General features: G+C 32.1%; 21 protein-coding genes and 3 tRNA genes. 21 read left to right on the forward strand and 3 right to left on the reverse strand.

Features of this window, described 5'->3' with window-relative positions; all coding sequences use genetic code 11:
* Nucleotides 1-511: 511 nt before the first annotated feature.
* The 3 genes from cas2 (at nt 512) to VW161_RS04865 (ending at nt 3,770) form a co-directional block, all read left to right on the forward strand.
* Entirely contained in the window at nt 512-787 is a 276-nt protein-coding gene (cas2, locus tag VW161_RS04855) for a CRISPR-associated endonuclease Cas2 (protein ID WP_304089070.1), read from the forward strand.
* Between the two features lie 9 nt (nt 788-796).
* Entirely contained in the window at nt 797-1,801 is a 1,005-nt protein-coding gene (gene cas1, locus VW161_RS04860) for a CRISPR-associated endonuclease Cas1 (protein WP_304094797.1), read from the forward strand.
* A 544-nt stretch (nt 1,802-2,345) separates the two neighbouring features.
* Entirely contained in the window at nt 2,346-3,770 is a 1,425-nt protein-coding gene (locus VW161_RS04865; RefSeq protein WP_304089066.1) for a nicotinate phosphoribosyltransferase, read from the forward strand.
* A gap of 108 nt (nt 3,771-3,878) precedes the next feature.
* Here VW161_RS04865 and VW161_RS04870 read toward each other — a convergent pair whose 3' ends face one another.
* Entirely contained in the window at nt 3,879-5,435 is a 1,557-nt protein-coding gene (locus tag VW161_RS04870) for an SLC13 family permease (RefSeq protein ID WP_304089065.1), read from the reverse strand.
* A gap of 461 nt (nt 5,436-5,896) precedes the next feature.
* Here VW161_RS04870 and VW161_RS04875 point away from each other — a divergent pair, with 461 nt between their 5' ends.
* Nucleotides 5,897-7,021, forward strand: coding sequence for a metallophosphoesterase (locus VW161_RS04875; RefSeq protein WP_325192755.1), 1,125 nt, complete (start codon nt 5,897-5,899; stop codon nt 7,019-7,021).
* A 105-nt stretch (nt 7,022-7,126) separates the two neighbouring features.
* Here VW161_RS04875 and VW161_RS04880 read toward each other — a convergent pair whose 3' ends face one another.
* A complete protein-coding gene (locus VW161_RS04880; protein ID WP_325192756.1) occupies nt 7,127-7,534 on the reverse strand; it encodes a hypothetical protein in 408 nt (135 codons plus the stop codon).
* Between the two features lie 463 nt (nt 7,535-7,997).
* Here VW161_RS04880 and VW161_RS04885 point away from each other — a divergent pair, with 463 nt between their 5' ends.
* The 8 genes from VW161_RS04885 (at nt 7,998) to VW161_RS04920 (ending at nt 13,205) form a co-directional block, all read left to right on the forward strand.
* A complete protein-coding gene (locus VW161_RS04885) occupies nt 7,998-8,165 on the forward strand; it encodes a hypothetical protein (protein WP_325192757.1) in 168 nt (55 codons plus the stop codon).
* Nucleotides 8,166-8,253: 88 nt separating this feature from the next.
* Nucleotides 8,254-8,799 (forward strand): hypothetical protein, encoded by a 546-nt coding sequence (locus tag VW161_RS04890; RefSeq protein WP_304136446.1) that lies wholly within the window; start codon nt 8,254-8,256, stop codon nt 8,797-8,799.
* Between the two features lie 571 nt (nt 8,800-9,370).
* Complete coding sequence (locus VW161_RS04895) at nt 9,371-9,658, forward strand: hypothetical protein (protein ID WP_304086391.1); 288 nt, start codon at nt 9,371-9,373, stop codon at nt 9,656-9,658.
* A 1-nt stretch (nt 9,659) separates the two neighbouring features.
* On the forward strand, nt 9,660-9,929 hold the full coding sequence (locus VW161_RS04900) for a hypothetical protein (RefSeq protein ID WP_295606818.1): 270 nt from the start codon (nt 9,660-9,662) through the stop codon (nt 9,927-9,929).
* Nucleotides 9,930-10,096: 167 nt separating this feature from the next.
* Nucleotides 10,097-10,170, forward strand: a tRNA-Lys gene (locus tag VW161_RS04905).
* A gap of 321 nt (nt 10,171-10,491) precedes the next feature.
* Complete coding sequence (locus VW161_RS04910) at nt 10,492-10,938, forward strand: nitroreductase family protein (protein WP_304094729.1); 447 nt, start codon at nt 10,492-10,494, stop codon at nt 10,936-10,938.
* On the forward strand, nt 10,926-11,255 hold the full coding sequence (locus VW161_RS04915) for a nitroreductase family protein (RefSeq protein ID WP_304094726.1): 330 nt from the start codon (nt 10,926-10,928) through the stop codon (nt 11,253-11,255). The genes VW161_RS04910 and VW161_RS04915 overlap by 13 nt, the downstream gene beginning before the upstream one ends.
* 276 nt (nt 11,256-11,531) lie before the next feature.
* Nucleotides 11,532-13,205 carry a hypothetical protein gene (locus tag VW161_RS04920; protein ID WP_304086384.1) on the forward strand — a complete coding sequence of 558 codons (1,674 nt, stop codon included), beginning with the start codon at nt 11,532-11,534 and terminating at the stop codon, nt 13,203-13,205.
* Between the two features lie 162 nt (nt 13,206-13,367).
* Here VW161_RS04920 and VW161_RS04925 read toward each other — a convergent pair whose 3' ends face one another.
* Complete coding sequence (locus VW161_RS04925; RefSeq protein WP_304102907.1) at nt 13,368-14,177, reverse strand: TMEM175 family protein; 810 nt, start codon at nt 14,175-14,177, stop codon at nt 13,368-13,370.
* 510 nt (nt 14,178-14,687) lie between these two features.
* Between VW161_RS04925 and thsA the strand changes: the two genes are divergently transcribed.
* From thsA to VW161_RS04970, 9 genes are all read left to right on the forward strand, one after another.
* Nucleotides 14,688-16,301 carry a thermosome subunit alpha gene (gene thsA, locus VW161_RS04930; protein WP_304102910.1) on the forward strand — a complete coding sequence of 538 codons (1,614 nt, stop codon included), beginning with the start codon at nt 14,688-14,690 and terminating at the stop codon, nt 16,299-16,301.
* Between the two features lie 338 nt (nt 16,302-16,639).
* The gene (locus VW161_RS04935) at nt 16,640-16,903 is read left to right on the forward strand and encodes a hypothetical protein (protein WP_304102913.1); all 264 of its coding nucleotides are present in this window, start codon (nt 16,640-16,642) and stop codon (nt 16,901-16,903) included.
* Nucleotides 16,904-17,040: 137 nt separating this feature from the next.
* Nucleotides 17,041-17,721, forward strand: a complete 681-nt coding sequence (locus tag VW161_RS04940) for a class I SAM-dependent methyltransferase (protein WP_304086373.1) — start codon at nt 17,041-17,043, stop codon at nt 17,719-17,721.
* Between the two features lie 297 nt (nt 17,722-18,018).
* Nucleotides 18,019-18,285 (forward strand): hypothetical protein, encoded by a 267-nt coding sequence (locus VW161_RS04945; RefSeq protein WP_298536256.1) that lies wholly within the window; start codon nt 18,019-18,021, stop codon nt 18,283-18,285.
* A 7-nt stretch (nt 18,286-18,292) separates the two neighbouring features.
* The gene (locus VW161_RS04950; protein WP_304086369.1) at nt 18,293-18,580 is read left to right on the forward strand and encodes a hypothetical protein; all 288 of its coding nucleotides are present in this window, start codon (nt 18,293-18,295) and stop codon (nt 18,578-18,580) included.
* A gap of 124 nt (nt 18,581-18,704) precedes the next feature.
* Nucleotides 18,705-18,778, forward strand: a tRNA-Gly gene (locus VW161_RS04955).
* A gap of 13 nt (nt 18,779-18,791) precedes the next feature.
* Nucleotides 18,792-18,865 (forward strand) — tRNA-Gly (locus VW161_RS04960).
* 391 nt (nt 18,866-19,256) lie between these two features.
* A complete protein-coding gene (locus VW161_RS04965) occupies nt 19,257-20,297 on the forward strand; it encodes a hydroxymethylglutaryl-CoA synthase (protein ID WP_304094433.1) in 1,041 nt (346 codons plus the stop codon).
* Between the two features lie 57 nt (nt 20,298-20,354).
* Nucleotides 20,355-21,515, forward strand: coding sequence for a thiolase domain-containing protein (locus VW161_RS04970; RefSeq protein ID WP_304086360.1), 1,161 nt, complete (start codon nt 20,355-20,357; stop codon nt 21,513-21,515).
* Nucleotides 21,516-21,622: the final 107 nt, after the last annotated feature.

Consider the following 21,622-nt stretch of genomic DNA (forward strand, 5'->3'; position numbering starts at 1 on the left):
TACTCTATTTGGTTTTACTTTATCAATATACATTCCATAGAAATTTGTTGCAGCTGTTTCGTAAAACTATTGTTTAATGAACTAAATTAAACCCTTAATATTTTTTCTTATTTTACTTATTTAAATGGTTTATTGTACTTGGTTTATAAAAGTTTTGTGGAAGGGGTTTTTAACAGTGTTATAATAGGTATGTTTCCACAAATTTGTTATCATATTATATAAATCTTTCCTTGTTTTTTTCCTTGATTTTGAGGAGGATATTATTAACGTTGTTATATTGGGTAGGTTTCCAAATTTTTAATAAAATCTTAAATCGTTATAATCTCTTCTTTTATTCAAATAAGAGATAAACATTCATTATTCTTATATTAAGTATAAAAAAACTTTTTATTTATCTTTTAAGTGCAATTTATTAATTTATAACTATTTTACTTAGATCTTAATTCTTTTTTAAAAAATATCATAATCTATTCTAATAATAAATCTTAAAAATATCCTCATAGGTGTTATTATGAATGTTTTAGTTTCTTTTGAAATAAAGTTCAAGACGAATAGGGAAAGATTAATAGGCATATTAAAGCACTTTGCATTTAAGCGAATTCAGGAAAATCTGTATTTTGGCGATATTGATTATGATGAGCTGTTTATGATGCAAACAGATATTATGGAGAATATAAGGGAATATGATAGCATTATCATGATTCCAATATGCCAATCCTGCTATGATAAGACCAATACATTTGGCAGGAACTTAAGTTTTGTAGAAGATTTGTATAGGATTTTTTGAGGGATTTTAATGAAGATACTAATTGAAGGCTACAATAAGTCAATTCATAAGCGTGATAATCAGATATTGATTAAGGAAAAGGATGATGAGCTTGAAAAGATCAATATAAAAATAATTGATGATATAACGATTATTGGAAGGGGCTCTGTAACTTTTGATGCTTTAAGGCTTATTTCAGATAACAATATTCCCTTGATGTCAATTGATTATTTCGGTAAGATAAACTATATTCTCGAATATCCAAAATATGAGAATATCTTCTTAAGGAAAAAGCAGTATGAATTCAGTGAAAATCATCAGGGACTATCCATTTCACGAGAAATAATAAGGTCTAAGCTTCTTAATCAAAGGTTCACCATTCGGACTTTAAACAAATCAAAAAGCATAGAGGATGTTAAGTTTCATGAAAACAAAATCAACGAGTCTGTAAAAAGTTTGGATAAATTAAGGTTTGGTCCAAATGTCAATGTATCCAATGCAAAAAATAAGATTATGGGTATTGAAGGAAATGCCTCAACCTATTATTGGATGGCAATAAGTGAAATCTTGCCTGATGATGTTAAATTCTATCAAAGGGTCAATAGATTTCCAGATGATATTACCAATGCAATGCTGAATTACGGATATGCCATACTTGCCAGTGAAGTAACTAAACATTTGGTTCTCAATCGTTTAGACCCATATTGTGGATTTCTGCATTTTGATAGGGATAGAAGAACCAGCTTGACTTTTGATTTGATTGAGGAGTTCAGACAGCAACTGGTTGACAAGGTTGTTTTTTCTTTAATAAATACGGGTCAAATAACAAATGATGATTTGGATAAAAGAAATGACAGCATAAGCTTGGAAAAAAGAAAGTTGATAATTGCAAAGATATTGGATAAGGTGAATTCCAAAATAAATTTTGAGGGAGAGAATTTAACTTATGGTGAGATAATTGATAAGCAAGCTCAAAAGATTGTAAATTCTTTAGTCAATGATAAAGAGTATAATGGGTTTTATTTGCGTTGGTAAGAGAGAAAAAATTAAGCATTAAATATGTTCTTGTAGGACATAATACAATTAGAGGTGCTGCTGGTGCTTCTATTTTGAATGCTGAATTGATTAATAAACAAATATTATAATATTCTTTATTAATTCTTTTTTTACTTTTTTTTATTTATTTATTATTTTTATTTTATTCTTTTTTCAATAGATATAAAGAGTGTTTCATAAAACCTTGGTTTAATGAACATAATTAAATAACAATAAACAATTAAAAATTATAATTCTTTATTTTGCACCGTTCTTATTTTTAAAAAAATAACAATAAACAATTAATAATCAGATTTGCCTATTTTTTGATATGATTTCATATAACTAATATATTAAAAAAAGTTACTATGAGATTAAAAATGAAAAGAAAACATTGAAAATATATGATATATGCATTAAGAGAAAATAGAAAATCAAAACAATACAAAAAAATATCTATGAAATTTTTTAATTAATATTAATCCGAAATATCACCAAAAACTTTATAAATAGTCAAAAACAACATTTATAAAAGGGTGATAACATGATTGAGAATAATATATGCCTATTGACAGACAGCTATAAACTCACCCATCACTACTTATACCCAAAAGGCACTGAAAGGATTTATTCTTATCTTGAAAGCAGAAGTGGTGCAGAGTTTAACAAAACTATTTTTTATGGACTGCAATACATCCTCAAGAAATACCTTGAAGGCAGTGTAGTAAGTGAAGAAAAAGTATTGGAAGCGGAGAAAATCGTAGATGCACATATTGCACCAGGAATCTTCAACACTGATGATTGGATGTACATTGCACAGGAACTTGATGGAAAACTCCCTGTTGAAATAAAAGCGGTTCCAGAAGGAACACCAGTTAATGTAGGCAATGCATTGATGACTATAGAAAATACAGACAAGCATGCATACTGGTTGCCTAATTATCTTGAATCACTCCTTCTTCAAGTATGGTACCCATCAACTATTGCAACATTATCTGCAGAAGTTAAAAAGCTTTGCAATTTTTATTTGGATATAACAGGATCATCTAAAGACAATCTTAACTTTATGTTGCATGATTTCGGTTATCGTGGAGCAAGTTCAACTGAATCATCAAGATTAGCCGGTTCAGCTAATTTATTAAGCTTTTCAGGTACAGATACTGTACCAGCACTTGCAATACCTACAAACTATTACAATAGCAATGAGATTCAAGGATTTTCAGTTCAGGCAACTGAACATAGTGTAATGACTGCAATGGGTCCGGAAGGTGAAATGGACCAAGCAATAAACGTTGTCCAAAATGCTCATGATGGAATATTGTCAATTGTAATCGACAGCTACAACTATAAGAATTTCTTGGAAAATGCATGCATTAAAGGACATGACCTGAATGATGAAATCATTACCTTCCTAAACAAAACTGAAGGAAACAAGGTAGTGTTCAGACCAGACAGTGGAGAACCTATCTCAACAACAATCGATTGTCTTGAAATAATTGAAAGAGGATTTGGAAGCCAAGAAAATTCCAAAGGATATAAAACATTCAAAGCAAATATAGGCCTTCTTTGGGGAGATGGTTTGGATTATCATAAAATCAGAGACATACTCTTTGGCATAAAGGCTCAAGGATGGGCTGCTGAAAACCTTATCTTTGGAATGGGTGGAGGATTGCATACTGCCGTAAACAGAGACACCCAAAGAAATGCATTCAAATGTTCTGCCCAACTTAGAAATGGGGAATGGATTGACATATTCAAAAAGCCATTGGACAGCAGCAAAAAATCCAAAAAAGGAAGATTCAAATTGTTAATAAATGATGATTTTGAGTTTAAAACTGTTCCAAAAGATGCTGAAGGTGAAGATCAATTAAGAACTGTATTTAAAGATGGGGAATTATTGATTGATGAAAACTTTGAAGAAATTAAAAATAGAACTGAAAACTATAACAAGTATCCAGTTAAATCATAAATAAATTTTTAATTAATAAATTCTATTATTAGAATTTATTAAGTTTTATAAAATTTTGGTTTAATGAACTTAATTTAACTAGTTTGTACGATTTTTAATCTGATTTTCTTATATTCCCATAACTGCTCCAACAACCACAAGAACTACTGGAATAGTTATAATCACGATTCCTATTAAATCTATGATGGCTCCTGTCTTGATCATCTTTGTGATAGGGACATAGCCAGAGGAGTAGACAATTGCATTAGGTGGTGTAGATACAGGCATCATAAATCCGAGTGATGAGGATAGAGCAATGCCTACAGCAACAGGAATAGGACTGAATCCCAGTGACAGAGCGGTAGTGATTGCAATCGGGCCAATAAGATTGGTAGATGCTGTGTTTGAAGTGAACTCTGTAAGCAAGAGTGTGAAAACACAGAAAACCACAATGAAGATAATCTCAGATGGATTGGATCCTATTATATTACTTAGACAGCTACCCATCCAGTTGGATAAGCCTGTAGTGTACATCAGTGCTCCTAGGGACAAACCACCACCGAAAAGCAATAGTGTGCTCCAATCTATACCTGCAACACCGTCTTTCCATTTCAGTGTCATCTCTCCTTTCTTAAGGTTTACAGGCAAGAAAAAGAGTAGCAATCCACCAATTAAAGCAACTATGTGCTCTGGGAAATATCTGCTGAATGCTTTCACAATTGCAGCATCAGGACCGTAGAGGATAGTCAGAACTGCTGGTGTAATCCAAAGAATAACTGTCAAGATGAAAGCGAATAGGGTATTCTTCTCTGCTTTGGTCCATTTGCCGAGCTCTTTGACATGTTCGCTGATATATGTCTCTGCTCCTTTTATGTGCTTGTCATCTGATGGGTACATGCGCCATAATATGATATAAGTTAACACGAAATAGGCAATCATTGCAACAAATCCCCACATCATCCATTGGACGAATGATATATGTGGAACATTAGGGGCAAGTTGCTCGAGGAATCCCATCATAATGAGGTTGGAAGGTGTACCAATCGGAGTGAAGACACCACCAATGGAACATGCATAAGCTATCATCAGCATAACCCCTGTGGCATATTTATAATTGGAAAGGTCTATATCCTTGCCGTTTTTAGCCATCATATCCCTGATTGCTTCAAGAAGTCCCAGTGCAATTGGGAACATCATAGCTGCTGTAGCAGTATTGCTAACCCAACTTGAACAAACCATACATACAAGCCCTATGGCTAGGAAGATGCGTTGAGGGGAGTCCCCTACCCATTTCATTGAAATGATTCCGTAAGCAATACGTTTGTCAAGACCATTAACTATCATAGCTGTTGCAATGAGGAAACTGCCCATAAACAGAAATATTATTGGATTTGCAAAGTTTGCAAAGGCATCTTTCATAGGCACAACACCTAGCATGACACAGAGTGTGGGGCCAAGCACGGATGTGACTGGAATGGCTATAGGTTCGGTTATCCACCAAATGGATACCAACGCCATTATTGCCAACAGGTGATGGGCTGGATCTGAAAGTCCATTTATTGGGAGAAACCAGAGTATAATAGCACATAAGGGACCTAAAATTGCACCAATGATGTGACGTTTCCTGTCAAATGAGTTTTCCATTTCTTGCATATTTTCAGCAGAATCTCGGCTTTCTGTTTTCATATTCCTCACTATTGATTTTCATGAATCATTAAAAAGCAATGATTTTAATATTTAATTATATTTCAATTATTGTTAATAAATTATTTGAATTGATATAATGATTTAATTTAAACATTAAATAAATTACAAAAATAGAAGTAATAATTTATTTAATTTTAAAAAAATATTTTTTAAATTAAAGATAGCTTCAGAAGATATGTATTCCTTAAAAAATATAGGTATGCATACTGAAGGAGGTAATAATTATGTCTATTTTAACAATAATCAGTATTTTATTAATCATAGTGCTTATAGTGCTTTTAGTTAAAGATAAGGAAAGAGAAAACAGGACTTTATTAATTGTACTATCTGCTATAACATTGGTTTTAATTATTTTGAATATTTTACTATAACAAATATGAAAAAATCAATCTTTAAGTAATCATCAATTTTATCATGAATAATTATTAAAAGTGAAAATTATGTCTAATGAAAAACCCTTAGGACTTACTGCTCGACAAAAGATACAAAAGGGAATGACAATCACTCGAGAAAAGATCGTACCTATGGAATTTGATGAAAGCAGATATGATATTGTTGAGGTTAATGTTGAAATCAAGGATTTGGACCCTGTTTTCCATGACTATAAAATTGTAAACCTCTCTGATCTTCATCTTGGCCAATGGTTGACTGCAGAGTATCTGGAAGGTGTAATCGATATTGTAAACAGACAGGAGCCAGACATGGTTGCACTTACTGGAGACTATGTGTCCTATGTTCTTGAGGATGTTGCAGAAGACCTTGAGCGATGCCTATCAATGATTGAAGTTAAAGATGCATCCCTTGCAGTGCTTGGAAATCATGACCATTGGAACGGAGCAGATGAAATTAGGCAAATATTGAAAAATGCAGGAATAATGGATGTGAGCAATGATGTCTATACAATAAGTAAGGATGGGGAAAAGGGAGTAGCTAATCTTCACATTGCTGGTGTTGACAGCATGAAACTGAATAAGGAAGACATTGATGCTGTTATGCTTAAAATACCAGAACATGGCCCTGCAATAATGCTTGCGCATGAACCTGATTTTGCAGACATTGCTGCCACTACCGGAAGATTTGCACTTCAAATATCCTGCCATTCCCATGGTGGACAATTCATCATTCCAGGACTCAACACCACAATTTTAAGAAGTGCATGTTCTCGAAAATACCCTGTTGGAGAATACCAAGTGGGGGATATGGTGCAATACACATCTAAGGGATTGGGAACAAATGTTTTCTGGCTTAGAATCAATTGCGCTCCTGAAATAACAATTTTTAAATTAAAAAGTCCTGAAGTTGAAGAAAAGATTGAGAATAAGGAAAGCAAAAACATTAATCAAACATTATCAGTTAGTCACTCCAAGAAAATCTTTCCAACAAGGGAGGATGTTGACAATTTCCTAAATATTGATGATATTAGCGAATTTGTAGAATCAAAAAGAAAAAGAATTCCAGTTTATATGGAAAATAAAACAGACAACATTAAAGAAAACATAAATGAAATCCCAAAAATTATAGAAAATAAGACAGAAGAAATAAAAAACAATTTAAAGTTTAATTAAGTTCATAAACCATAGCTTTAAAAGGTCATTATAAAAATCTTTTACAAATTTAATTGTTTTTTAGTTTTTATGAAGTTTCATAAAACTATGGTTTTATGAACTTAATTATGGCATGGCATCATAATCAATAAACTCTTTCTTTACATTAACATTGTCAACATCAACTCTTTCACGATATATGCACTTGCCATAATCCAAATGGGTTCTGTATACTTCAAATATTGCGTAATCCGCTTTTTCATCCAAATGCACTTGATATGGCACATCTTCAAGATAGCAGGTTCCCACATAGTTGCTGTCATTATACAATACTTTCCCATTTTTTGAGTAGAATATAACATTTATGGCATGTCTTCCATAGCTTTTCTGATTGTATGTAATTTCATATCCTTCTTCTATAGAAACCTTTGAATCGTATTGAATTGAATGATTGTATCGGGTAATCTTCAAATCATCTATGATTGCCGTGTTAGACATTGACTCAAAAACTGCTGGTACAACAACTGTTGCCATAACTATTATTGCAAGAACAATCAGAATTCCTGCAAGGCAATATTTTCCGCTGTTGTCATTTTCGGAGCTAGCATTTTGTCTACTTGATCCATTTCCTCCATAACTTCTTGGATAGTAGCCTCCAAGATCAGAATCATCATAGTCTCTTCCTACATCTTCTCTGCATCGCTGGCTCCATAGTGATAATCTGCATTCTGCATGAAAAAGTCATCATCACCTATCATGAATTTACCCCATTCACCTTTTAGATTAATTCTATTTTTATTATAAGTATTTATTTTTTTACATTTCTATTTTTCAAAATGGTTAAACCACTTAATTAGTTTAGCAAAATACTTATTTAACGTTTCGTAAAATAAGATTATAAAGAATATTTACATAATATTTTAAATTTTAATAGTTAAGTTTATTTTTTATAAGAAGCTTTTTTAAGAGTTTTATTTTTTTTAAAGAGGATTATCATATGATGGAAATTCATTGCAAGGAATGTGGAGGCAATAAGTTTGCCAGAAGGGAAGAGATGTACATCTGCACTGGCTGTGGCAGAGAATATTCCGCATTTGAGGTTATAGAACTTACGGATGATGTGATATCAAATCAAAAGACTTTTGAATCAAAAAAGGTTCCATAACTGAAAAGACTAAGGATTTTCATCCAAAAAACCTTTAAGCTATTATGAATCCCCTTTTAAAAGAAATCCTAACGACTTTAACGCTCAATTGAATATAATTTACCTGAAGGCAGATAAGGCAAAAGTCACTGAAATAATCCCATATATTAGAAAAATGACTAACATATCTCCTAAAATCCTAAAGTCAATAAGGGATAGTCAAATGGATGAAGACAAGGAAATGGAAGCAATTTGGGAAGTAGGTGGCGTATTCCAGATAACTGCAGTCACTTTCAAGAATTCTGGGGATGCAAATACAAGGAAAATGGCCAATGATGCCTATGCCCAAAGAGTCAATAAGGAATGGTATCTTCGCATTCTCGAATTGACTAAACTGTTTTTCACTTTTGGTGATGATTTGGAAAGCGTATTTGATGGCAAGTATAATGATTTGGCTGTAAATTCATATAAGACTGGAATTTGGTATTATCTGGATGTAATTAAGCTTGCAGAGGATCAGGAGGTTCATATTAAAAAGATAAGGAATTATGAAGAGAAAATAAGATTGGTTGAACCTGATTTTGAGTCTAGGTTGGATCTTAAAGTTGGTAAAAACAAGGAATCCTTCTTTGGAAGATTATTGTCCAGAATTTAGCATTTTTATTTTTCCTTAGTTTTCATAAGATGAATCTTAAATTTTCTTTTTAGTTTATTTTAACACTTTACATTATATTGTTCCATATGTATTTCATGTTTTTTTCACTAATATATTGTCAGTAATGTCTTTTTCAAGTGATGCCAATTGTTGTTTTGTTTCTTGTTTTTTGCCCAAATAAAATCTTCCCATTCATTCTATGAATATCTGCTTTTCATTATTTGATATTTTTATCATGAATCATATTTTCTCATTCAATTCATGAACTCATTGTAATCCATGATAAAAGATATTGCCAATTTAATGAAATGACTTTTCTTCTAAAATTTAATTTTAAAATTTCATTGAAAGATTGTTCCATTTATTTAGCCTACTCTTTAAACAGGTGTTTTTTGAAACTTATGAAAGAGAAAAAAATTATATATGCCCTATAATAAATAGGAATATGTAAAAATTAAATTTTTTAATAATGAGAGGGGTATTGTGTTCATTGAACTTTAAATGGATTTTACATGATACTGATCTCATTAATAAGAATTTGAATTTTCAATTGATTTGACAGAGAAATTTTATGTTGGAAGAATTCATGCCTTTTGTAGGCCTAATTATTTTTGGAAATATAGAAAACCTTATTTTGGCATCGCAAGGTGTTGTTGCAGGTGTAAATCCTAAAGTTTTAGGATTGTTGAGTATTTTTGCTGTCGTTGTATGGCTATTTATAGGATTTGTTGCAACTGATGTCGCAATGCAATATTCCCAATACATCACATTCCTTGGTGGACTAGCGATTGTAATATTAGGTATCATATCCATCCGCGATGCAGTTCATCATATCTCAGAAACTAAAGGAGATGCCTAAGATGATAAATTTAAGAGATTATGCCCAGTTTACAGGACTGCTCATCTTTGGGAACATTGAAAACCTCATCTTGGCATCCCAAGGTGCTGTAGCACATGTAGACCCATTTATATTGTCCATATTGAGCCTGATTGCAGTGGTCATATGGCTGTTGCTTGGAACATATGGGACAAAACTGGCTATCAAATATGCAGACTACATTGAAATATTTGGTGGAGTGGCCATCATAGTCTTAGGTATTCAATCCATGCTTGAAGCTATGGGGTTATAATATTTCTGCCTCCCTTATCTTTTCTTTATTTATTCTATTTTCTTAGTTTCAATCTATTCTTTTTAGAAAAATTTTGGTGCAAAGAACAAAAAATGTTGGTGCTCAGAACAAAATAGTTAAATAATTTAAAGTATAATATAATATTGTTTTTTTATAATTTTTCAACCGGGCCCGTAGCTCAGTCTGGCAGAGCGCTTGGCTCTTAACCTTGTTGTCGCGGGTTCAATCCCCGTCGGGCCCGTTTTTATTTCTTTTTTTATATATAATCTATTTTTTTTTAAAATCAATATGGCAATTTTTAATTTAGGGTTGGTTTAAATAGTTTCAGTTTGCTATATGTTGGAACTTATTAAAGGCTAAATGCTATGTGATGGTTTGATTTAAATAGTTTCAGTTTGCTAAAAATGATTAAAGAAGTGAAGACTTTAATTAGTTTTTTTTTTATCTTGAATTAAACAAAATAATATACAATAATAAAATGTTTAATTATTTTTTTAAAATATCATAAAATTTTTATAAATCATAATTAAAATTTATAATTAGGATTTTAAGAGGTAAAAATATGGAGCCTATTTTAATTGATTATGAGAAATGCATTGCTTGCTCCTCTTGCATTAATGATTGTCCGAATTCATTTATTTATTTTGAAGATGGCAAAATACGGACACATGACAAGGGATGTATGGAATGCGGACATTGCTATGCCATTTGTCCTGAAGGTGCCATTAAAATGGTGAATTATGATTTAAGTGATGAAATGGTGATGTCTATGAGTGAAATAAATGAAAACATTCTACTGAATGCAATGAAAAGTAGACGAACTATACGTCAGTTCAAACCAGTTGGCATTGAAGAAGAAAAAATCAATATGATATTGGAAGCTGGAAGATATGCACCAACTGGTGCGAATTCACAAAATGTCAAATATACAATTCTTGGTTCAAAGCAGAAGGAAGCAGAGGAAATCTGTGTGAATCTATTTAGAAAAGGCAAAAAATGGGAAATCTAAGCAGCTATTTGAGAAGAATTGAAGTGACTGACGATTTCTTCTTCAAAGGCGCTCCATTGGTCATAGTCGTTTCAAGCAAAAGCAGTATCAATGCGGGACTTGCAAGCGCATATATGGAGATAATGGCTAACAGTCTAGGTTTAGGGGTCCTATACAGTGGATTTTTCGTAATGTGTACAAAGTTAAGCAGGAAACTTAGAAATCTCATTGAACTTGAGAAAGGATATGATGTAGTTTCATGCATGGTTATAGGTTATCCTAATGTCAAATACCATAGAGTAGTCCCTCGTAAGGATTTGCAAGTGAATAGGTTATGATGGATTGAATGTTCCAAAAACCAAAGAATCATATTAATTTTATTCTCTTATTTTACCTTATTTTTTTTTTATTTTTCACATGTTCCCTTCTTATTTTTTTCTAATTTTTATTAAAATTATCTAATTTTCTATAAAAAACTTAGATTTTCATTAAATTTAATTTTATCTAATTAATTAAGTTTAAATAAGATATTAAACATAAATTAAATTAATAGTTTTAATTATGGATTAATCTATTTTGATTAGCATTAAATTAAGTTATATTTAAGTGATAAAATGAGTTTTGAGAATTCTAGTGAAATATTTAAATTACAGAAATTAGTGAAATCGTCCCTTTTGGAGATCAACAAGCTTAAGATGGAAATTGCCCAATTAAAGGATGAGCAAAATTCCCTAATGTCCAATGATGAATTTGAAACCCTAAAAAATGAATCTGAACAGTCTTTAAAACAAAAAGAAGAAGAACTTATTGATTTAAAGAAAAAGCATGAAATTGAAATTTCAGATTTAAAACTTAGATATGATGAAGATTTAAGAATCAAGGATGATGAAATCTCTTCTTTAAAAAATCAGTTTGAAGATGACTTGAAAAGCAAAGGATTAGAGCTTAGCGACTTTTTAGATAAGTTTGACAATGACATCAAGGCAAAAAACGATGAGATTTATGATTTGAAGGCTAAGTATCAGGCTGATTTGAAAACTAAAAACTATGAAATTGAAAACTTAACTCATTCTTTAAATACTAATATTGAAGTATTGAACAGGTCCAAGGATCTCTTGAATTCAAAGGATGAAACCATCAGAAACTTATCCGATAAGGTAAATGAACTTTCTGAAATAAACGAATCTCTTTCTAAAATGAAGGAATCCTTTGATGAGGAATTCAACAGCTTTAAAACTTTAGAATTAGGTCAGGCAAACCTTAAATTGAAAGAGGCATTGAATGATGTCAGTTCTAAAGAAAATGAAATTCAAGCCATTTCAAACGATTTGAAGATTGCTGAAAATAAGATAACAGATGTTCAACGTCAATTGGATGAAGCGAAAAATAAGGAAAATGAAGCTAACCTCAAATTGGCCAATACTTTAAGCACTGTTGATGACAAGAATATGGAAATCCAGTCACTCAATGCTCAAATCGCTTCTCAAAATGAGGAAATCCTTGACTTGAAGAATAATTTGGTAAATAAGGATAATCTTGTAGCATTGCAAAGGGAACTTGATTCACGTGATGTAACAATTCGTGAGAAGGATGTTCAAATCCAATTGTTGAAAGACAAGTCTGTTTCCCGTGAGGAATATGCTAAAGTCCAGAATGAATTGTCTAAAAAGGACTTGCAAATCCAAAGGTTGAATGAAGTGAAAGACCTATTCTTTGAATTGTCTGATGACAGCTTCTTGGATAACCAGTCTCAGGATGGAGTCATTAACAAGACATCTGTTGAAGATCGGGAATTGCTTGAGCTAAATGACATCAAGAGAGAATTGGAATTGGCTAAAGAGAATAAGCTTAAGATTAGGGCTGTTGGCGATGAGGAATTGGAAAATTTGGCTAATTTAATTGATTCCTCTTCAAGTGATGCAGGTGCTATCAATGCTTCAAATCAGAATAATTCAGAGGAAGTTGAAAAGTTAAAACAGGAAATTGAAGGATACAAATCAACAGTTGAGGAATTGGAAAAATTCAAGTTTGTCTATGATAAGTTAACTGCTCCTCAATTGAAGAACTTGAATTCCATTCAGTCACAAATTTATCATTTGCTTCCTGAAGATGAAGCTATGGATACATTGTCTGTAAAGGATTATCTAAATGATCTTGCATTCAAGAACCTTTCATTTGGAAATACAAAGAACATTCTTAAAAGTTTAGAAAGAAAAGGATATGTGGAAGTGGCTAAAAAAGAGAATGATATATTCTTCTGGCAAAAGCTTCCTTTACCTGAAGAATAATTTATCTTTCTTATTTTATTTTTTTATTATATATTCGCTTTTATTTTTTAATATGCTTATTTTTGCACTATTTTTTGATTTCATGTAATTTTAGAAATTATCATGAAATCTATTTTTTGACTTTTTTATAATGCTTTTTTCTATTGTTTACTCATTGTTTGGTCATTTCATTAGGTACTGAATATGTCTTAATGTTGAAATGATAGGAATCAATAGGAACAAGTAAATGAAGTTAGAGTTTACATTGAAGTCAAGAATGTTTACGATAATTGTGACACCCATAAGTATATACAAAGTGTGAAACACATATTTTTTATCCTTTTCGCTTGTGTATTTTTCAAGGAATCCTCTCTTGTGTGCATAATGGAACATGAATAGGAAGAACACTATAACTAAAAGTATATTCACTCCAAATATTACATCTGCCAAGAAGAAATGTGAATAGTTTCCAATGACTGATGTTGAAAAAGGTATGAAGCATAGGCATGCTAAATAAAAGATATTTAGCCAGAGATATGGCATATTCAAGCTTTTTATTTTCATGAACTCATGATGGTAAATCCAGAATGAACCCAGTACAATGAAACTCACAATGATTAGTCCGGCTATTGGTCCGATGGAGCCTAAAAAATTTATGAATCCAGTGTAATTGAGTATTTCATTATCCGGCAAGACCATTCCAAAGACCAGGAGGGTCATTACTATACTGAATATCCCATCAGTAAGTCCCATTAGCCTTCCAGGATCAATGTCAAGGTCTTTTTCAAATGCATCTACGAATCTTTGGTAAGTGCTGATTCTCTTATTGGTTTTTTCAAGTTTTCTTATTTCTTCATCGATGTTCTCTTCATTGATATTTTCACTGAATTTATTCTTTTTCTTTGCATCTTCAAGTTTTTCCTGAACTTTTACCGCCCTATTTTCATCCATTTCTGATATTTGCTGTTCAATCTCGTCTTTTAGACTTTGCAATTCTTTATATTTTTCATCAAACTCTTCATCATCATAATCATTAGATGGATTGTGATTTTCAATTCCTTTATTTGCTATAAAATCACCTCCAAGTCCTTTATAATTAGTTAAAATTTTGTTTATCTTATTATAATAATATTTTGGAATCCTGCTTAATTTTTCATGCTTCTTTCAATTGTTTACCTCAAAGGAACTTGTGTTAACTGCAAAGGAACTTTCAATTTTAATATATTTTTGTTACTAAATTAAATTTATATTATTTTGTTCATATTTTTTTAAAATTATTAGAATTTTATTTACAATTAATTAATTTTTATCTATTTTTCTTTAGAATAATAATTTTCCAAAAATTCATAATAAAAACAAAAACTTTATATATTACTTTAAACCCATTGTTATTATAGAATAAATATTGTTAAATTAGTTGAATCTATCAATGATTTAAATTAACTTATATTTATTTAATCTATCAAAAAATTATTTTTTAAAAAAAAAATTGAGGTGTATAGAATGGCACAAGGTCAACCTATTTTCATTTTACCTGAAGGAACTAACAGATTGTTAGGTAGAGATGCACAAAGAACCAACATCTTAGCAGGTAAAGTATTAGCAGAAACTGTAAGAACCACTTTAGGTCCAAAAGGTATGGACAAAATGTTAGTGGACGGACTCGGAGATATTGTAGTAACCAATGACGGAGTTACTATCTTAAAAGAAATGGATATTGAACACCCTGCAGCAAAAATGCTCGTAGAAGTTGCAAAAACCCAAGAAGACGAAGTTGGAGATGGAACTACTACTGCAGTAATCATTGCTGGAGAACTCCTCAAAAAATCCGAAACCTTATTAGATATGGACATTCACCCAACCATCATTGCTATGGGTTACAGACAAGCAGCAGAAAAAGCACAAGAAATCTTAGATGAAATCGCTATTGAAGACATTTCCCGTGAAATGTTAGTAAAAGTAGCTATGACTGCTATGACTGGTAAAGGAACCGAAAAAGCTCGTGAACCTTTAGCAAACTTAATCGTAGATGCTGTACAACAAGTGGCTGGCGATGGTGAAGTTGACACTGATCACATTAAAATCGAGAAAAAAGATGGTGCAGTAGTAGAAGAATCCACTTTAATCCAAGGTGTAATCGTAGACAAAGAAAAAGTACACCCAGGTATGCCATCTGAATTAAAAGACGCAAAAGTTGTCTTAATCAACTCTCCTTTAGAAGTTAAAGAAACTGAAGTAGATGCTGAAATCAGAATCACTGACCCTGCTCAAATGCAAGCATTCATTGAACAAGAAGAACAAATGGTCAGAGATATGGTTAACAAAATCGCTGATGTCGGTGCAAACGTATTATTCGCGCAAAAAGGTATCGATGACTTAGCACAACACTACTTAGCTAAAGCAGGAATCATGGCTGTAAGAAGAGTTAAAAAATCTGACATTGACAAATTAGCTAAAGCAACCGGTGCAACCGTTGTATCCAACTTAGATGACTTAACCGAAGCTGACTTAGGTCACGCAGGTTCTGTAATCGAAAAGAAAATCTCTGGTGACGACATGATCTTTGTAGAAGAATGTCAAGAACCTAAAGCAGTAACCTTACTCGTCAGAGGAAGTACCAAACACATCGTTGACGAAATCGACAGAGCTGTTGATGACGCAATCGGTGTAGTAGCTGCTACTGTAGAAGACGGTCAAGTTGTAGCTGGTGGAGGAGCTCCTGAAATCGCTATGGCTAAAAAACTTAAAGAATATGCTCAATCCATTAGCGGAAGAGAACAATTAGCAGTAACTGCATTTGCAGAATCCTTAGAAATTGTTCCTAAAACCTTAGCTGAAAACGCTGGTTTAGACAGCATTGACTCTTTAGTAGACTTAAGAGCTGCTCACGAAAAATCTGCTTACATGGGATTAAACGTATTCACTGGTGATGTTACTGACATGAAAGAAGAAGGTGTTGTAGAACCTAAACGTGTCAAAAAACAAGCTATTCAATCTGCTTCCGAAGCTGCTGAAATGATTTTAAGAATCGATGACGTAATCGCTTCCAGCGGAACCAGTGCTGGCGACATGCCTATGGACCCAAGTATGGCTGGCGGCATGCCTCCAATGATGTAACTCAGCTTTTCCAGGCCTACGGCCTGCAAAACCTGAACCAAAACTCTTTTCTATTTGGGTAGGAGTTTGATCTTTAACAATGAACCTTTTTTAAGGTTTATTCTTTTCTTTTTTTACTTTTTTTACTTTTTTACTTTTTTTAATATATTAAACTATTTCTAATAATTATGCTTATTTTTTAATATATTAAACTATATATGATTTATTTTTAATTTAACTAACTAATTGCTCTTTATTTTTAATATTACTTTTCAAATGCTCTTTGTTTATGTTTATATTCTTTAAAAATCAACCTTTATTCAAGAATATTTTTAAAAATATGTAAAGGATTTGATAAAATGTCTTTGAAAAATAAAAAAGATTTGGAAAATAAAAAAGAGCGTAATTATGAAAATTATACGGAAGATATGTATGTTAAAAACAGCATTGATTATGGTTCTTGTGAACCTTCTGAATCTGGGGGTGATGGGGAAATTGAGGTTCCAATTGATCTTGAGGAAAATGATTTGAATGAATTGGCTCTATTGGGATTTTTCAATGATTTTGCCTTGATTGATATAGGCATTCATGAGTTTATTAGAGAAGTTTATTTTGATGAGTAATCTTCTTTAATTTTCCTTTTATTATTTTAACATTTCATTAAGAGATACTAAAATTTATTAAGCATGCAATCAATATTATTATTGATAAGATTATATCGATAAATTAGTATTGAAAAATGATGATGAGGAGTAATAAAATGGATGATAATGAAAAAAGTATTAGAAGTGAAGAAGATAAGGAATTAATCATTAATGCTAGAAAACCTGTTGGTGAATTGGGAGATAAATTATTGGATAGAATGAATGAAAGTCATGAAAGCCTTGCTCAATGGGGTGTAAGCCATTTGGATATTTTAAAGGATGATGTTATTTTAGATATTGGTTGTGGTGGAGGAGTCAATGTTGAAAGATTCCTTAAAATGACTGAAAATAAGGTTTATGGACTAGATTATTCTGAAATAGCTGTAGAGAAATCCACAAAGTTAAATCAAAAAGCTATCGATGAAGGAAGATGTGAGGTTATTCAAGGGTCTGTCTCTGAACTCCCATTTGAAGATAATACCTTTGACATCGTAACTGGATTTGAAACAGTTTATTTCTGGCCAGACTTTGTGAATGACTGCAAAGAAGTCAGAAGAGTGTTGAAAGATGATGGAATAATGTTCATCTGCAATGAGGCAATTCCTGATGAAGAGGATGAGCGTCAAAAGGAACTCATTGATCTTTTGGATATGAAAATATTCTCTGAAGATGAATTTGATGAATATTTGCGTGAGGCAGGATTTTCAGATATTATCTGTTTCTCAAAAAGTGGTCCTGATAGTGTAGATAGGGAATTGGTAACTGGATGGCTTTGCGTAATTGCTAGAAAGCAATAAACTCTATTTTTTCTATATGCATTCAGTTATTTGCTTTTATTTTTTCTTTTCATTTCTTTTTTTCTTATTTTTAGTTTTTAAAAACAATTTAATATTTTTATTCTAATTTTTAAGAACAATTAATTTTTCTAAGTAAATTTTAAATATGATTAAATGTTAATAAAATATGTTAAAGATTAATTTTGGTTATATTTCTTATTAATTATTATTTCATTGATATTTTTTTAAATCCGTTCTATAATAATAACTAATAAAAAATAGCAATCATTTTAATCATATGGCGTAAATGGTGATTAGATGAATATGGCTTTATCAATTGGTTTAATTTCCTTAATTATTTTTGGCAATATCGAGAACTTGATTTTAGCTTCTCAAGGAGTAGTTAAAGCAGCAAATCCTTTAAAATTAGCGATTTTTAGTTTAATTTTCGTAACTTGTTGGCTAATAATTGGTACTGTTTGTACTCAGCAATTGGAAGCTTATGGTATTTACATTGAATTCATTGGTGGATTAGCCATATTTATTTTAGGTATCCAATCAATGCTAGAAGCAGTTAGAGGTTAGTGATAGAATGTCTTCAATGAAAGAGTTTGTAAATGAATATAAGCCATTTTTAGGATTATTAATTTTTGGAAACATCGAAAACTTGGTTTTATCCGCTCAAGGTGTTATTGAAGGAGCAGATCCTATACTTGTTGCTTGTTTAAGTATTTTAGTAGTGGTTATTTGGCAGTTTATAGGTGTTTTCGGTACAAAATCCGCTATGAGATATTCCAGACATATTGAGTTTATCGGTGGATTTGCTATATTTGTTTTAGGTATTCAATCAATGCTTCCATTGATTAATCATTTGCTTTAAATTTCTAAGGTTTTTCCTTATTCAAATTTTAAATTACTGTCCATTTGTGTTAATTGTATATTGAAAATCTTAATTATAGAAAGATTTATATATTATGTTAACTAACATTTATATGTTGTATATTGCGGTGTTAGTCCAGCCTGGTTAAGACTCTAGCCTGCCACGTTAGAGACCCGGGTTCAAATCCCGGACGCCGCACTTCTTTTATATTGCAGCTGTGGTATAGTCTGGTTATTACTTGGGCCTTCCAAGCCTACAACCCGGGTTCGAATCCCGGCAGCTGCATCTGTTTTTTTTTAAAATTATTTTAATATTTTTTTTCTGATCTATTAGTTTTTTAGAAATTTTTTAGCAATATTACTTTTTTCTATACTTGTTCACTGATTTTTTATTAACTTCCTTTAGTATTGATTAATAATTCATTTTTAGCCGTTTTTTCCTTATTTTATTAAATAAGTTTATATGTATTAAAAAATAATATTATATTAATATAACCTTATAATGAATATTTTAAGTTTTTAGTCATTTTAAGTTTATATTTCATTATAAAAACAAAATAAAAGATAAAACTACTGTTGAAATTAAAAATTATATTTATTTATTTAAATTAAAATTAAATTAATAGCAATTATTAGCTATTTCAATTAAGACTAAATTATAAAATGGTTGTGATTTAATGGCAGGAATTGTTGGATATGGGGCAAATGTGCCTTCATATAGAATTAAAGTAGAAGAAATCGCAAAGGTATGGGGAGATAACCCTGATTCAATCTCAAACGGTTTAATCGTTAATGAAAAATCAGTGCCTTCATCTGATGAAGATACTGCAACCATTGCAGTTAGCGCTGCAAGATATGCATTAGCTAGAGCACAAATCGATCCTCAAGATATTGGAGCAGTTTATGTTGGTTCAGAATCTCATCCTTATGCAGTAAAACCAACCGCTACAATCGTTGCAGAAGCAATTGGAGCTACTCCTGATATGACTGCAGCAGATTTGGAATTTGCTTGTAAGGCAGGAACTGCTGGAATTCAAGCCACTATGGGTTTAGTGGACTCTGGCATGATAAAATATGGTTTAGCTATTGGTGCTGATACCTCTCAAGGAGCTCCTGGAGATGCTTTAGAATACACTGCATCTGCTGGTGGTGCAGCTTATATCATTGGTAATAAGAATACCATTGCTGACTTTGGAACTACTTACAGCTTTACTACTGACACTCCTGACTTTTACAGAAGGGAAGGTCAACCTTATCCAAGTCACGGAGGAAGATTCACTGGTGATCCAGCTTATTTCAAACATGTATTATGTGCAGCAAAAGGATTACTTGAGAAAACTGATTCAAAGGTAGAGGATTATGATTATGCTATTTTCCATCAACCTAACGGTAAATTTTACTTAAGAGCAGCTAAAAAATTAGGATTCACTCCGGAACAATATAAAGACGGTCTCTTAACTCCTAATGTAGGAAACACCTACTCTGGTGCTGTTCCTTTAGCACTTTCCAATGTTTTGGATAAGGCAGAACCTGGAGATAAAATATTTATTGTATCCTATGGTTCAGGTGCAGGTAGTGATGGATTTACCTTAACTGTAAATGACAGAATTGAAGAAGTTAAAAATTTAGCTCCTACAACTGAAGAAATCCTCTCTAAAAAGATTTATGTTGACTATGCAGTTTATGCTAAATTTAAAGGAAAACTTAGAATGGCATAGGAAGAGGATTGAAGTTAGAGGAATTAATTATAATTATTTTATGATAAAGGTGAAAAAATGAGAGATGTTGCAATTATCGGAGCTTCCCAAACAAAATTCGGTGAATTATGGGACAGTTCATTCAGAGAATTAATTTCACAAGCTGGTCTTGGAGCTATGGAAGATGCAAACGTTAGCGGTGCAGATTTGGAGGCAATGTTTGTCGGAAACATGTCTGCAGGTCTTTTCGTAGGTCAAGAACATATAGCAGCACTTATTTCTGATAGTATGGGTATGAACCCAATTCCATGTACAAGAGTTGAAGCTGCTTGTGCATCAGGAGGACTCGCACTTAGACAAGGTATTATGGCTGTCGCTTCAGGTTACCATGATGTAGTGGTATCTGCAGGTGTAGAAAAGATGACTGATGTTGTTGATGCAACTCCAGCTATTGCTACCGCTTCTGACCAAGAATGGGAAGCACAGCAAGGAGCTACTTTCCCATCATTATATGCTATGATTGCTCAAAGGCATATGTATGAATATGGAACCACTAGAGAGCAATTGGCTATGATGTCTGTAGTGAACCATAAGAATGCTTCAAACAACCCTAATGCTCAATTCCCATTTGAAATTAGTGTGGATAAAGTATTGGCATCCTCTCCTGTTGCAGATCCATTAACTTTACTCGACTGTTCACCTGTTTCTGACGGTGCAGCAGCTATTGTTATTTGTGCAGCAGAAAGAGCTAAGGAATTTACTGACACTCCTATTTATGTAAAGGCATCTGCACAGTCTTCTGGAACCATTGCATTACATAGCAGAAAAGACATTACTACTTTAGATGCAACCATTGCAGCTTCCAGAAAAGCATATGATATGGCTGGAGTGACTGTAAAGGATATTGATGCTACTGAAGTTCACGATTGTTTCTCAATCAATGGTTTGCTTGCAATTGAAGACCTCGGATTTGCTAAGAAAGGTGAAGGTGGAAAAGTTCTTGAGGAAGGACAAACCAATATTGATGGTGATTGTCCAATTAACCCATCTGGTGGTTTAAAAGCAAGAGGACACCCTCTTGGTGCTACCGGTATTGCTCAAGCTGCTGAAATCGTATGGCAATTAAGAGGAGAAGCAGGTAAACGTCAAGTGGATGGTGCTGAAATCGGTATGACTCATAATGTTGGTGGTACTGGTGGTACTTGTGCTGTTCACATCTTTGGTAGAGATCTCAACTAGATTTCTACTTTATTAACTTTTTTTATTTTCTTACTTTTTTATTTACTAATCTTATTTTCTTAATTCTTTAGTTTTTAACTATTGTTTTATTATTTTTATGATTTTCA

Origin of the sequence: Methanobrevibacter ruminantium, assembly GCF_016294135.1 — an archaeon.
GTDB lineage: Archaea > Methanobacteriota > Methanobacteria > Methanobacteriales > Methanobacteriaceae > Methanobrevibacter > Methanobrevibacter ruminantium_A.

What these genes read in the sequence shown, in the direction of transcription:
- cas2 (WP_304089070.1), top strand. Translation starts at nt 512, where the DNA reads ATGAATGTTTTAGTTTCTTTTGAAATAAAGTTCAAGACGAATAGGGAA.
- cas1 (WP_304094797.1), top strand. Translation starts at nt 797, where the DNA reads ATGAAGATACTAATTGAAGGCTACAATAAGTCAATTCATAAGCGTGAT.
- VW161_RS04865 (WP_304089066.1), top strand. Translation starts at nt 2,346, where the DNA reads ATGATTGAGAATAATATATGCCTATTGACAGACAGCTATAAACTCACC.
- VW161_RS04870 (WP_304089065.1), bottom strand. Translation starts at nt 5,435, where the DNA reads ATGAAAACAGAAAGCCGAGATTCTGCTGAAAATATGCAAGAAATGGAA.
- VW161_RS04875 (WP_325192755.1), top strand. Translation starts at nt 5,897, where the DNA reads ATGTCTAATGAAAAACCCTTAGGACTTACTGCTCGACAAAAGATACAA.
- VW161_RS04880 (WP_325192756.1), bottom strand. Translation starts at nt 7,534, where the DNA reads ATGGCAACAGTTGTTGTACCAGCAGTTTTTGAGTCAATGTCTAACACG.
- VW161_RS04885 (WP_325192757.1), top strand. Translation starts at nt 7,998, where the DNA reads ATGATGGAAATTCATTGCAAGGAATGTGGAGGCAATAAGTTTGCCAGA.
- VW161_RS04895 (WP_304086391.1), top strand. Translation starts at nt 9,371, where the DNA reads ATGTTGGAAGAATTCATGCCTTTTGTAGGCCTAATTATTTTTGGAAAT.
- VW161_RS04900 (WP_295606818.1), top strand. Translation starts at nt 9,660, where the DNA reads ATGATAAATTTAAGAGATTATGCCCAGTTTACAGGACTGCTCATCTTT.
- VW161_RS04910 (WP_304094729.1), top strand. Translation starts at nt 10,492, where the DNA reads ATGGAGCCTATTTTAATTGATTATGAGAAATGCATTGCTTGCTCCTCT.
- VW161_RS04915 (WP_304094726.1), top strand. Translation starts at nt 10,926, where the DNA reads ATGGGAAATCTAAGCAGCTATTTGAGAAGAATTGAAGTGACTGACGAT.
- VW161_RS04920 (WP_304086384.1), top strand. Translation starts at nt 11,532, where the DNA reads ATGAGTTTTGAGAATTCTAGTGAAATATTTAAATTACAGAAATTAGTG.
- thsA (WP_304102910.1), top strand. Translation starts at nt 14,688, where the DNA reads ATGGCACAAGGTCAACCTATTTTCATTTTACCTGAAGGAACTAACAGA.
- VW161_RS04935 (WP_304102913.1), top strand. Translation starts at nt 16,640, where the DNA reads ATGTCTTTGAAAAATAAAAAAGATTTGGAAAATAAAAAAGAGCGTAAT.
- VW161_RS04940 (WP_304086373.1), top strand. Translation starts at nt 17,041, where the DNA reads ATGGATGATAATGAAAAAAGTATTAGAAGTGAAGAAGATAAGGAATTA.
- VW161_RS04945 (WP_298536256.1), top strand. Translation starts at nt 18,019, where the DNA reads ATGAATATGGCTTTATCAATTGGTTTAATTTCCTTAATTATTTTTGGC.
- VW161_RS04950 (WP_304086369.1), top strand. Translation starts at nt 18,293, where the DNA reads ATGTCTTCAATGAAAGAGTTTGTAAATGAATATAAGCCATTTTTAGGA.
- VW161_RS04965 (WP_304094433.1), top strand. Translation starts at nt 19,257, where the DNA reads ATGGCAGGAATTGTTGGATATGGGGCAAATGTGCCTTCATATAGAATT.
- VW161_RS04970 (WP_304086360.1), top strand. Translation starts at nt 20,355, where the DNA reads ATGAGAGATGTTGCAATTATCGGAGCTTCCCAAACAAAATTCGGTGAA.